Origin of the sequence: Synechococcus sp. WC101 (assembly GCF_047461555.1) — a bacterium.
Classification (GTDB): Bacteria; Cyanobacteriota; Cyanobacteriia; order Thermostichales; family Thermostichaceae; genus Thermostichus.
Genome location: NZ_JANSHG010000076.1, coordinates 1 through 11,917 on the forward strand (window position 1 = coordinate 1; position 11,917 = coordinate 11,917).

Below are 11,917 nucleotides of genomic sequence, written 5' to 3' on the forward strand. Positions count from 1 at the left end.
TTTGCCACCGACTCCCCCTAGGGGCCGACCTTCTTCGAGGGGATAGGGAATGCGGGCCGGCGGGGTATTTTAGAACCAAGCACCGACGCGAGGGGGAGGCAGCCATGGACATGGCGGTCGTGGGAGCTGGCTATGTGGGGTTGGTAACCGGCGCCTGTCTGGCCCACCTGGGCCACAGCGTTATTTGTATAGACAACAACCCTGTCAAAATCGAAAACCTGCAGCGAGGTCGTCTGCCCATCTACGAGCCCGGTCTGGAAGAGCTGGTGCGGGAAGGCGCCGAGGCTGGCCGGCTGCACTTTACCACCGACCTGGGCCTGGGGGTGAAGGCCAGCGAAGTGATCTTCATTGCCGTGGGCACCCCGGCTTTGCCCAGCGGCGAGCCAGACCTGCGCTACGTAGAGGCCGTGGCGCGAGGGATCGGCCAGCACCTGGACAACCGCTACCGCGTCATCGTCAACAAGTCCACCGTGCCCATCGGCTCCGGCGACTGGGTGCGCATGCTCATCCTCGACGGCGCCGCCGAGGCTGTCCAGCAGCGCCTAAGCAGCCAACAGATGGCCCTGGCTGGGGGGGATCCCACCCCCTCCTCCCTGGCCACCCTGGACAGGTCTTCCTGGGTGCCGCCCTTCGACGTGGTGAGCAACCCCGAGTTTCTGCGGGAGGGCAGCGCCATCCACGATACCTTCTACCCGGATCGCATTGTGATTGGCTCCAGCAGCCCCCGCGCCGTCGAGATCCTGCGGCAGCTTTACGAGCCCATCCTCAGCCGCCAGCAGGGCTTGGGCGGGGATCCCGTGCCCTTGCTGGTCACCGACCTGGCCTCCGCCGAGATGATCAAATATGCCGCCAACGCCTTCCTAGCCACTAAGATCAGCTTCATCAACGAGATTGCCAATATCTGCGAGCGCACCGGCGCCGACATCCTTCAGGTGGCCGAAGGGATTGGCCTCGATAAGCGCATTGGCCGCGCCTTCCTCAACGCCGGCATAGGCTGGGGGGGGAGCTGCTTCCCCAAGGATTTGGCCGCTTTGATCCAGACGGCGGCTGACTACGGCTACGAGGCCAAGCTGTTGCGGGCTACTGTCGAGGTTAACCGCGAGCAGCGGCAGCGCTTGGTGGAAAAGCTGCAGCAGGCTCTTAAGGTGCTTAAGGGCAAGACCATTGGCCTTTTGGGCCTCACCTTCAAGCCCCACACTGACGACCTGCGGGATGCGCCGTCTTTAACCTTAATTGAGCAGCTCCACCGCCTGGGGGCCAAGGTAAAAGCCTATGATCCCATTGTCTCGGCTTCGGGAATGCGGGAGGGCCTAGCCCATGTGGTGGTGGAAACAGACGTGTTCCGCCTGGCCCAGGATTGCGACGCCCTAGTGCTGGTGACAGAGTGGCCGGAGTTCTTGTCGCTGGATTACCGGCGCCTTGCCGAGCTGATGCGGCGGCCTCTTATCGTCGACGGCCGCAATTGCCTTGACCGGCAGGCCCTTCAACAGGCGGGCATCACCTTAATTGGAGTGGGCTGGTGAAGGTTCTGGTAACGGGTGGTTTGGGGTTTATCGGCTCCCATCTGGTTAGCCGCCTTCTGCAGGAAGGCCACGCGGTTATCTGCCTCGACAACGGCTACACGGGGCGGGAGGAGAACGTGCGGGCTCACCGCAACAACCCCGCCTTTACCTTGCTGTGGCACGACGTGGCCGAGCCGCTGCCGCCGGAGCTGGAAAAAGCTGGCATCGAGCAAATCTACCACCTGGCCTGCCCTGCCTCTCCCCCTCACTACCAAGCGGATCCCATCCGCACCATCCGCACCAGCGTCTGGGGCACCTACCACCTCCTGGAGCTGGCCCAGAAGACGGGGGCCCGCTTCCTCCTAGCCTCCACTTCGGAAGTGTACGGGGATCCCCAGGTGCATCCCCAGCCGGAGGACTACTGGGGCCATGTCAACCCCATCGGCCCGCGGGCCTGCTACGACGAGTCCAAGCGCCTGGCCGAAACCCTAACCTTTGACTGGCAGCGGCAGTACCAAACGGAGATCCGCGTGGCCCGCATCTTCAACACCTATGGGCCCGCCATGCGGGAAGACGATGGTCGTGTGGTCAGCAACTTCATCGTCCAGGCGCTGCGCGGGGATCCCCTCACCGTCTATGGAGATGGCTCCCAGACCCGTAGCTTCTGCTACATCTCCGACCTCATCGAGGGCCTGGTGCGCCTGATGAACAGCCCTTATCCCGGCCCCTTTAACCTGGGCAACCCGCAGGAGGTCACCATTCTAGAGTTGGCTCGGCAGGTTTTGGCCCTCACCGGCAGCTCTTCTCCCATCGTCCACCGACCTCTCCCAACCGACGATCCCAAGCAGCGCCGGCCCGACATCAACAAGGCCCGCGCCTTGCTGGGGTGGGAGCCCCAGATCCCTTTGCCAGTGGGCCTGGAGCTGACCATCCCCTACTTCCGCCGCCGGCTGGGGCTGGAGTAAAGGAAGACCTCTGGGAGATTTTCCCCAGAGCTGGCCAACTTTGCGGAAGAAAGCAGCCAGGCTGGCATAATACCCGTCATAATACAGAAAAGGCATGTTAACTCAAGTAGGGGATCCCTACGCCTGTGGATACTTCTCCGGGAGAACCAACCACCCCCATGCCCCTGGAAACCTGCAGGCTGGAGGTGGAGAGGAAAGTAGTGGGCGCCTTTTTGACGGTGCTTCAGGGATCCAATAGGGGCAGGACTTTCCGCCTGGGGGAGACTGCAGTAGTGGGGCGCAGCCCCCAGGCCGACGTTCAGCTTTCCGACCACACCATCTCTCGGCTGCACTGCCGGCTGAGGAAGGAAGGGGAAAGCTATGTCCTCATCGATCTCGGCAGCCTCAACGGCACCTATGTCAATGGGGAACGGGTAAATTGCCGGGTTTTGGCGGATAGGGATCGCATCCAGCTGGGGAATAGCCTCCTGCAGTTTGCCTATTATGACCGGCTGGAGGAGGCTTTCTTTTTCCAGGTCGCTGCCGCCACTCTCTACGACCCGCTCACGGGGCTGCACAACCGTCGGTTTTTCCTAGAGCACCTGCAGAGGGAGATGACCTTTGCCCGCCGCCATGGCTTTCCCCTCCACTTGCTTTACTTGGACTTGGACAACTTCAAGCTCATCAACGACCGCTGGGGGCACTTGGCCGGGGATCAAGCCCTGATCCAAGTAGCCCAACGACTGCAGGATCAGGTTCGCCGCGAGGATCTGCTGGCCCGGCTAGGGGGCGACGAATTTGTCCTCATGGTGCGCGGGGTTCCGGAAGCTCACATCCTGCAGCTGGCCAAGCGCCTGCGGCAGGCCGTCCAATCCCTCCCTCTGCAGGTGGGAGCAGAAGTTATCCACCTCACCTGTAGCATTGGCGTCGCCTCTTTGCTCAGCCTTTCAGCAGAAACTTCCGTCCAAAGCTTTCTAGAGGCAGCCGACCAAGCCCTCTACCAAGCCAAAGTGCAGGGGGGCAACCGGGAAGTGTTGCTGTAGGGCTTAGGATCCTTCTACCAAGCTGGCGTAGGCCTCGGCGCTCATCGTGTCGTCGAGATCTTCCGGGTTGGTCATGCGCACCTTGATCAGCCAGCCATCGCCATAGGGATCGTCGGCAATGCTCTCTGGGCTGTCCACCACTGCTTTGTTCACTGCCACCACTTCCCCCGAAACAGGGGCATAGAGATCCTCGACCGCCTTAACGGATTCCACCGAGCCAAAGCTTTCGCCCTTTTCAATCTCTGTTCCTTCCTCGGGCAGGCCGACAAAGACAATATCCCCGAGCTGATCGACGGCATAAGCCGTGATCCCAATCACCGCAATGTCATCCTCAACGCGGATGTACTCGTGGGTGTCCACATAGCGCAGATGGGGCGGATACTCCAGGGCCATGCCGTTTCCCCTGCTAGAATTCAGTGGATTATTCTAGGGTGAACCCCTGGGGCTGGTAAAGCTCTCCCAACTTGACACCTAGAGGAACTCCATCAGCAGCCGATTCACGGTTTGCGGCGCCTCCTGCTGCGCCCAGTGGCCGCACTCGGGGATGTATTCTTTGCGAATGCCGTTGGGGAAAAAGGGATCCATTCCCTCGGTCAGCTCGCGGCTGAGGGCAAAGTCTTCCTCTCCCCAAATGAGCAGGGTGGGGGCGAGGATCTGCCGCAGGGGCTGTAAAAACAGGTTCTGCAGAGTGGGCAGGCTAAACAGGTGGCGGTAGTAGTTAAGGGCAGAGGTGAGCACCTTGGGTTTGGCGAGAGCCTCTTGGTAGATCTTCAGGTCGTGTCGGGTGAAGGCACTCTTGCGCACCGAGGTCTCTCGGAAGATGCGCTGCACCCAATCGCCCAAGTTCCACTGGAGCACCCACTCCGGCAGCCAGGGCAACTGGAAGAAAAACAAGTACCAACTGCGGCGCATCTGGTCCAAATTGGTCAGGAACTCCCGGCGAAAGCAAGCTGGGTGAGGAGAGTTGAGCACGGCCAGCTTGCGGATCTCGTCGGGGAAAAATTGCGCCCAGTGCCAGGCAATGGCTCCTCCCCAGTCGTGGGCCACCACTACCGCCCTCTTGGCCCCAAAGTGATCCAGGAGGCCGCGGACATCCGCCGTGAGGGTATCTAGGTCGTAGCCGTGATCCGGCTTGTCGGAATCGTTGTAGCCGCGTAGATCGGGGGCCACCACGCAAAACCGCTGCGCCAACACCGGGATCTGGTGCCGCCAGGAGTACCAAAACTCCGGGAAACCATGCAGCAAGATGGCCAGCTCCCCTTCCCCCTGGGTGACGTAGTGCAGTTGAATACCATTGGTGAGGGCATAGCCGTGCCGCCAGCTCCCCATCTTGGCGGCTACCTCAGCAGGAAGGCGTCGGATCCCTGCTTCTGTCATCTCGTCTGCTCTTTGGCCGAACCCATGATTTGGTATCCAACCATACTAACCTTTGTCGCTCTCTTGCTAACGGGGAGTTTAAGGCATCCTGGGAGAGAAGCTGCGGCTGCAAAGGTCAGATGAAAACTAACACAACATCCCCCCAGAAGATCGCCATTCTAGGGGCGGGAGCCTGGGGAAGTACGCTGGCTCTGCTGGCCCAGGCCCAGGGGCACCGAGTGCAGGTTTGGGACCGGCGCAAAGATCTGGATCTCAAAGAGGTGCTCCAGGGATCCCAAATCCTCATCTCGGCAGTCTCGATGGCAGGGGTGCGCCCCGTGGCCGAGGTTGTGCGCCAGGTGGGGATCCCACCGCAGGTTATTTTGGTCTCAGCCACTAAGGGACTGGATCCGCTCCAACTTTTGACTCCTGCCCAAATCTGGGGGGCTGCCTTCCCCAACCAGCCGTTGGTGGTGCTCTCCGGGCCTAACCTTTCCGCCGAGATCCGCCAGGGTTTGCCGGCAGCAGCAGTGGTAGCCAGCCGGGATCTCTGGGCAGCCGTGCAGGTGCAGCATGCCCTGGCTTCAGAGCGCTTTCGCCTCTACACCAGCAGCGATCCGCTGGGGGTGGAGCTGGGAGGCATCCTGAAAAATGTTATCGCCATCGCCGTGGGGGTGTGTGATGCGCTGCACCTGGGCACCAATGCTCGGGCTGCCCTGGTTACCCGCGGCTTGGCAGAGATGATCCGGGTGGGATCCCGCTTAGGGGCGCGGCCTGAGACCTTCAACGGCCTCTCAGGCCTGGGGGATCTGCTGGCCACCTGTCACAGTCCTCTGAGCCGCAACTACCAGGTGGGCTACGGGTTGGGCCAAGGTAGGCCTTTGTCCCAGGTTCTGGCTGAAATCGAGGGCACTGCCGAAGGAGTTTACACCGCTCCTGTCGTGGTCAAGATCGCCGCCCAACACAACATCCGGGTGCCTATCACCCAGGAGGTGCATCGGTTGTTGCAAGGACAGACCACCCCCACTGCTGCCCTGGCCAGGCTGATGGAGCGACAACTCACCTCGGAATAAGACCCTCACCCCCCTGCCCCTCTCCCTCTGGGAGAGGGGAGTTAGGGATAAACGTTGCATTGCTATTTGAAATGACCATAGCCGCAAATCCGCGGATGAGGAAAGGGGTTCTGCACCGTATCAGGATTTTTGCAGAGGGTTAGGGTACCAGAATGAGCCATTTGGCGGAGCTTTTTTCCCCAGAGTTTTTCTATGCTGTCTCTGTAGCTTCCCTGTTCGTTCCCGCATCAACTCGGCTCTCGGTTGTTCCAGGAAGCCGACGGCCAGCCCAAGGGATTGGGGGTTTCTTGTTTGCTTTTTTACGAAGCCACATGTCCAAACGCATCTTGGTGATTGAAGACGAACCCGCCATCCGCACCTATTTGCAGAAAGTGTTGCAACGAGCTGGGTACGACACTGTCGCGGCCAGCGATGGGGAGGAAGGATTACAGATGGTGCACGCTCTCCTGCCGGATTTGGTGTTGTGCGATGTGGTCATGCCCAAGCTGAACGGCTATGGAGTGTTAGATGCCGTGAGATGGGATCGGTCCACTGCCCACATCCCCTTTGTCTTTCTCTCCTCGAAAACCAGCCGAGAAGACATGGAAGAAGGGCTGCGGCTTGGCTCTAATGCCTACTTAACCAAGCCCATCGACCAAAATCACCTGTTGAGAGCAATCGCCGCCCAACTGCTCTGAACTCTTAGCTATAGCCATTTACTATTGGGATAAAACTTCCAGGGAACCGAGAAAAGTTTTCCGGATCCCTGCCGGCTGTAGCTAAGGGGTCAGCGCCTGGTGTCGCTGTCGCTGTTGCCGTTCCAGGGCCTCGAACAAAGCCTGAAAATTGGCCTCGCCAAAGCCCGTGGCCCCGCCTAGCCGTTGAATGACTTCAAAGAAAAAGGTGGGCCGACCAAAGAGGGGCTGGGTAAAGGTCTGCAGCAGAAGGGGGCGATCCTGGCCATCAGAAGCGGGCAGGGTAGCATCCAGAAGGATCTGCTGCTCCACCAGGTCTTGCCAGGAGATGGCCTGCCCAAGGGCAGAACGGAGCGCCAACCCCAGCTCCCTTTCCAGGCTGGTGTAGTACTGCGGCGCCACTTGCAAAAAGTCCACTCCCCCCTGCCGCAACCGGCGCAGGCTGGCAACAATGTCTGAGCTGTGCAGCGCCGCGTGCTGAATGCCCGGGCCGCCATGGGCATGCAAAAACTCCTGAATCTGGGAAGCGGCACAGGTGGGCTCGTTGATGGCCCATTGGATCCCCGCTTCCGGATCCCCCACCACCACGCTTTCCAGGCCGGAGGTGGCGGTGCCGATGCTGTAGCGGTACAGCCGCCGCCAGCCCAGCACCCGCCCATACCAGTCGGCTGCCGCCTGCAGGGATCCCTGCTCCACGTTCAACACCACGTGATCCCAGTGGGAAAACAGGCCCGCTTCAGCAGGGGCGGCATCCAAGGGGCCAGGGATCAGAGAATGCCGGATCCCGTAGGGGGTGTGGAGGCAGAGCGCCGCTGCTGCCGGGATCCACGCCAGTTGGGCGCCTCGGCCCCGCAACAGCTCCGCCAAGGCCGGTAGCTCCTGCTCTCCCACCGCCAAGGCCACATCCACCACCCCCGGCCCATGCCGCTGCAAATGGCGGTCCACCTCGTCCCCCGCCCGTGCCGGCTGAGACAGGCGCAAGCGCAGGGATCCCTGCTCCAGCTCCAGGGTGTTGCCGGCGTCGCTTGCCACCCGGAAGCCCCAAACCCGACAAAAGTGTTCCCGCCAACGGGGCAGATCCCAAAGGTAGAAGTGCAGGTGGTGGATCCCTTGGACAATTCGAATGGACGGGTTCATAGAAAACTTCATAGAAAACGCACTGCTAACGCGAACACCAGGTCTTCTGGTGGGGCAACCGGGGCTGCCCTACCTCAGCATAGGTCGGCCCTTCGGCGAGGGAAAAGGTCAAAACTCTTTCCAGCAAACTCTTAAGACAACATTAAAAAACACGGTTAAAAATGCGCCCACAAAAACATCTTCCCAGGGCAAGAGACTAAAATTGAAGTGGGCGAGGTGTAGGGCCAACATCTAAAAAAAGAAACAGCAGAGTTGCTAAAAGCTCTCCCTCAAGTGAGTGGCTAGACCTTCCCTTTTGCAAAGATTGTTGTAGCTTTTGGCAGCTGCTGAGGCGTCGCCTCGCCCTGTCGCCAGCCTATTGGCGGAGTTGTTAGGCGTAATAGCCGGGAGGATTGTTATGATAGCAAGCGCGCAGCGTTCTGTAGCTTTATCTACAGAATCGAAGGCCCAAAAAACCACAGAACGCAAAGTATCCGATCAAACGATTGGGAGAGATTTTCTGCCGGGACGGTGGCAACGCTGCATTGATGTCCGAGATTTTATTCAGCGCAATTACACTCCCTACACCGGCGACGAAAGCTTCTTGGCGCCGGCCAGCGAACGCACGCAGCGGCTGTGGGCCAAGGTTAAGGATTTGATGGCGCTGGAGCGGGAGCGGGGGGTTTTGGATGCCGACACGGACCTTCCTTCCAGCATCACCAGCCACCCGCCGGGCTATATCGACCGGGAGCTGGAGCAAATTGTAGGCCTACAGACCGACAAGCCCCTGAAGCGGGCCATTATGCCGTTCGGCGGCATCCGCATGGTGGAGACGGCCCTCAAGGCCTACGGCTACGAGCTGGATCCAAAGGTTAAGGAAATCTTTACCAAGTACCGCAAGACCCACAACGACGGGGTTTTCGACGCCTACACGGAGGAGATGCGCCGCTGCCGCCGCTCTGGCATCATCACGGGCTTGCCGGACGCCTATGGGCGGGGCCGCATCATCGGCGACTACCGGCGGGTGGCCCTCTATGGGGTGGATCGGCTGATTGAGGACAAGGAGGCGCAAAAAGCCAGCCTCGACCTGGACACGATGGATGAAGAAACCATCCGCCTGCGGGAGGAGCTCTCGGAGCAGATCAAAGCCCTACACGAGCTCAAGGAAATGGGGGCCAGCTACGGCTTTGATCTAGGCCGCCCCGCAACCAACGCCCGCGAGGCCATCCAGTGGCTGTACCTGGCCTACCTGGCAGCCGTCAAAGAGCAAAATGGCGCTGCCATGTCCCTGGGGCGGGTCTCCACGTTCCTAGACATCTACATCGAGCGGGATCTGCAGGCCGGGATCCTCACCGAGGAAGAGGCCCAAGAGCTCATCGACCACTTTGTCATGAAGCTGCGCATGGTCAGGTTTTTGCGCACGCCGGAGTACAACGAGCTCTTCAGCGGGGATCCCACCTGGGTTACCGAGTGCATCGGCGGCATGGGGCTGGATGGGCGGCCTCTGGTTACCAAGACCAGCTTCCGCATGCTGCATACCCTCTACAACCTGGGGCCGGCACCGGAGCCCAACCTGACGGTGCTCTGGTCGGAGCGGCTGCCGGAAGCCTTCAAGCGCTACTGCGCCAAGGTCTCCATCGAAACCAGCTCCATCCAGTACGAAAACGACGACCTGATGCGCCCCTACTGGGGGGATGACTACGGCATCGCCTGCTGCGTGTCGGCCATGCGCATCGGCAAGCAGATGCAGTTTTTTGGGGCGCGGGTCAACCTGGCCAAGTGCCTACTCTATGCCATCAATGGCGGCCGGGACGAGATCTCCGGCGAGCAGGTGGCCCCGGCCTATGCCCCCATTACTTCTGAGGTGCTGGAGTATGACGAGGTGTGGCCGCGCCTGGTGCAGATGATGGCCTGGCTGGCCAAAACCTACGTCAACACCATGAACATCATCCACTACATGCACGACAAGTACTGCTACGAGCGCCTGGAGATGGCCCTGCACGACCGGGATGTGGTGCGCACCATGGCCTTTGGGTTGGCCGGCCTGTCGGTGGTGGCGGATTCCCTCTCGGCCATCAAGTACGCGCGGGTGCGGGCTATCCGGGACGAGCGCGGCCTAGTGGTGGATTACGCGGTGGATGGCGACTTCCCCAAATACGGCAACAACGACGACCGGGTTGACTCCATTGCGGTGCAATTGGTGCAGACCTTCATGGCGGAGCTGCGCAAGCACAAGACCTACCGCAATGCCATCCCCACCCAGTTCATCCTCACCATCACCTCCAACGTGGTCTACGGCAAGAAAACCGGCAACACCCCCGATGGGCGGCGAGCGGGCGAGCCCTTTGCGCCGGGGGCCAACCCCATGCACGGCCGGGACACCAAGGGGGCGGTGGCCTCGCTGGCTTCTGTGGCCAAGCTGCCCTACGACGACGCCCTGGATGGCATCTCCAACACCTTCTCGATTGTGCCGGCGGCCCTAGGTCGCACCGCCGAGGAGCGGGTTGCCAACCTGGTGGGGCTGCTGGACGGCTACATGCGGGATGGCGGCTTTCACCTCAACGTCAACGTCCTCAACCGCGAGACCCTGCTGCAGGCCATGGAGCACCCCGAGCTCTATCCCCAGCTCACCATCCGAGTGTCTGGCTACGCGGTGAACTTCATCAAGCTCACCCGCGAGCAACAACTGGATGTGATTAACCGCACCTTCCACCAACACTTCTAACGGAAAACGGCGGAGTGGGGGATCCCGGAAGGCTGCCCGTAGCAGGGTCGAGGGAAGGGATCCCCCCTCCCCAAGCAAGGAGGTTCGATGAGCTATAGCGTTTTGGACTTGGTTAGAGACTACGCGGCGGGACGGCGCGATTTCCAGGAGATCGAGCTGCCCCAGGCCGACTTGCGGGGCATCCACCTAGCCGGTGCCGACCTGCGCTCTGCTGATTTCAGAGGGGCCAACCTGGCAGGCGCCAACCTGCGGGGGTGTGACCTCAGCTTTGCCGATTTCACCGGCGCCAACCTATCGGGAGCGGATCTGCGGGGATGCCTGCTTTTCGGCAGCGATTTCCGCGGTGCCCTCTTGGAGGGGGCTTTGCTGGATCACGCCGATTACGATGCCTATACCCATTTCCCGGCGGGCTTTGATCCCAAAGCCCATCGCCTGCACAACATCTCGGCAGGTGTTTCCCAGTAGGGGGGTCTTTCCAGGGGTTGTCAACTGTTAAGCAAAACCCAGTTCGGGTAAAGCCCAAATCTCAAAAGAGACAAAACCATGGTGTGCGCAGCATAGACAGCAATTGGGAAGAAAACCTCAAGATTAATTGATATTTTGCAAAAGCTGTTGAGGATAGAAGTATGGATACCCCGCTCAACCCCTTGACGCCGATAACCGGCCGCATTCACTCGGTCGAGACCTGTGGCACGGTAGATGGGCCAGGGATCCGCTTTGTTATCTTTCTGCAGGGCTGTCCTCTGCGCTGTCTGTACTGCCACAATCCCGACTGTCGGGATCCCAATGCCGGTCAGGTGGTGACGGTGGATTCCCTCATGGCGGAGATCCAGCGCTGCCGCAACTACTACCTCAAGGGCGGGGGAGTCACGGCCAGCGGGGGGGAACCGTTGATGCAGCCCAACTTTGTGGCGGAGATTTTCCGCCGCTGCCATGAGCTGGACTTGCACACGGCTCTAGATACTTCCGGCTATGCGCCCTTGGGCGTGGCCAAGCCGGTGTTGGCCCATACAGACTTGGTGCTACTGGATATCAAGTCCTATCTGCCGGAGCTCTATCGCAAAGTTACCGGCGTTTCGCTGCAGCCCACTCTCGATCTGGCTCGCTATTTGGATCAGATTCACAAGCCCACCTGGATTCGTTTTGTGCTGGTTCCCGGGCTAACAGATCCCGAGGAAAACATCAAGGGCTTGGCCGAGTTTGTGGCCACGCTCTCCAACGTGGAGCGGGTGGAAGTTTTGCCCTTTCACAAGATGGGGGAATACAAATGGCAGCAGTTAGGATTGCCCTATACCCTCAGCGATGTTCAGCCGCCCACCCCGGAACAGATCAACCACGCTTTGCAGATCTTTCGCGAGCGGGGATTGGTGGCAGTTTAGTTTATCGCTGGAGCGACAGCAACAAAACTACAGCCTTTTAATTTAAAATAGGGCACAGGTATTCAAGAGGAAGGAGAGAAAGGAATGCCGACTCATTCTTTGGAT

Annotated in this window: 11 protein-coding genes; 8 read left to right on the forward strand and 3 right to left on the reverse strand. The window is 60.1% G+C overall.

Going from position 1 to position 11,917, the window contains the following annotated elements:
- The first annotated feature begins 104 nt into the window (after nucleotides 1-104).
- The 3 genes from NW809_RS06810 (at nucleotide 105) to NW809_RS06820 (ending at nucleotide 3,489) form a co-directional block, all read left to right on the forward strand.
- On the forward strand, nucleotides 105-1,523 hold the full coding sequence (locus tag NW809_RS06810; protein WP_414401784.1) for a UDP-glucose dehydrogenase family protein: 1,419 nt from the start codon (nucleotides 105-107) through the stop codon (nucleotides 1,521-1,523).
- On the forward strand, nucleotides 1,520-2,467 hold the full coding sequence (locus NW809_RS06815) for a UDP-glucuronic acid decarboxylase family protein (protein WP_414401785.1): 948 nt from the start codon (nucleotides 1,520-1,522) through the stop codon (nucleotides 2,465-2,467). The genes NW809_RS06810 and NW809_RS06815 overlap by 4 nt, the downstream gene beginning before the upstream one ends.
- A gap of 125 nt (nucleotides 2,468-2,592) precedes the next feature.
- Nucleotides 2,593-3,489 carry a diguanylate cyclase gene (locus NW809_RS06820; RefSeq protein WP_414401786.1) on the forward strand — a complete coding sequence of 299 codons (897 nt, stop codon included), beginning with the start codon at nucleotides 2,593-2,595 and terminating at the stop codon, nucleotides 3,487-3,489.
- A gap of 3 nt (nucleotides 3,490-3,492) precedes the next feature.
- Here the strand turns inward: NW809_RS06820 and gcvH are convergent, their stop codons facing one another.
- Nucleotides 3,493-3,882: a glycine cleavage system protein GcvH gene (gene gcvH / locus NW809_RS06825; RefSeq protein WP_099812456.1), complete on the reverse strand. Its 390-nt coding sequence runs from the start codon at nucleotides 3,880-3,882 to the stop codon at nucleotides 3,493-3,495.
- A 78-nt stretch (nucleotides 3,883-3,960) separates the two neighbouring features.
- Nucleotides 3,961-4,866 (reverse strand): alpha/beta fold hydrolase, encoded by a 906-nt coding sequence (locus NW809_RS06830; RefSeq protein WP_099812457.1) that lies wholly within the window; start codon nucleotides 4,864-4,866, stop codon nucleotides 3,961-3,963.
- A 119-nt stretch (nucleotides 4,867-4,985) separates the two neighbouring features.
- Here NW809_RS06830 and NW809_RS06835 point away from each other — a divergent pair, with 119 nt between their 5' ends.
- Together NW809_RS06835 and NW809_RS06840 are read left to right on the forward strand one after the other, a co-directional pair.
- Nucleotides 4,986-5,918 (forward strand): NAD(P)H-dependent glycerol-3-phosphate dehydrogenase, encoded by a 933-nt coding sequence (locus tag NW809_RS06835; protein WP_011429387.1) that lies wholly within the window; start codon nucleotides 4,986-4,988, stop codon nucleotides 5,916-5,918.
- A 311-nt stretch (nucleotides 5,919-6,229) separates the two neighbouring features.
- Nucleotides 6,230-6,595: a response regulator gene (locus tag NW809_RS06840; protein ID WP_099812459.1), complete on the forward strand. Its 366-nt coding sequence runs from the start codon at nucleotides 6,230-6,232 to the stop codon at nucleotides 6,593-6,595.
- Between the two features lie 81 nt (nucleotides 6,596-6,676).
- Here the strand turns inward: NW809_RS06840 and NW809_RS06845 are convergent, their stop codons facing one another.
- Nucleotides 6,677-7,741 carry a VOC family protein gene (locus NW809_RS06845; protein WP_240527741.1) on the reverse strand — a complete coding sequence of 355 codons (1,065 nt, stop codon included), beginning with the start codon at nucleotides 7,739-7,741 and terminating at the stop codon, nucleotides 6,677-6,679.
- Nucleotides 7,742-8,126: 385 nt separating this feature from the next.
- Here NW809_RS06845 and pflB point away from each other — a divergent pair, with 385 nt between their 5' ends.
- From pflB to pflA, 3 genes are all read left to right on the forward strand, one after another.
- Nucleotides 8,127-10,433 carry a formate C-acetyltransferase gene (gene pflB, locus NW809_RS06850; protein ID WP_414401787.1) on the forward strand — a complete coding sequence of 769 codons (2,307 nt, stop codon included), beginning with the start codon at nucleotides 8,127-8,129 and terminating at the stop codon, nucleotides 10,431-10,433.
- Nucleotides 10,434-10,520: 87 nt separating this feature from the next.
- Nucleotides 10,521-10,898, forward strand: coding sequence for a pentapeptide repeat-containing protein (locus NW809_RS06855; RefSeq protein WP_011429383.1), 378 nt, complete (start codon nucleotides 10,521-10,523; stop codon nucleotides 10,896-10,898).
- A 161-nt stretch (nucleotides 10,899-11,059) separates the two neighbouring features.
- Nucleotides 11,060-11,812, forward strand: a complete 753-nt coding sequence (gene pflA, locus NW809_RS06860; RefSeq protein WP_011429382.1) for a pyruvate formate-lyase-activating protein — start codon at nucleotides 11,060-11,062, stop codon at nucleotides 11,810-11,812.
- Nucleotides 11,813-11,917 lie beyond the last annotated feature (105 nt).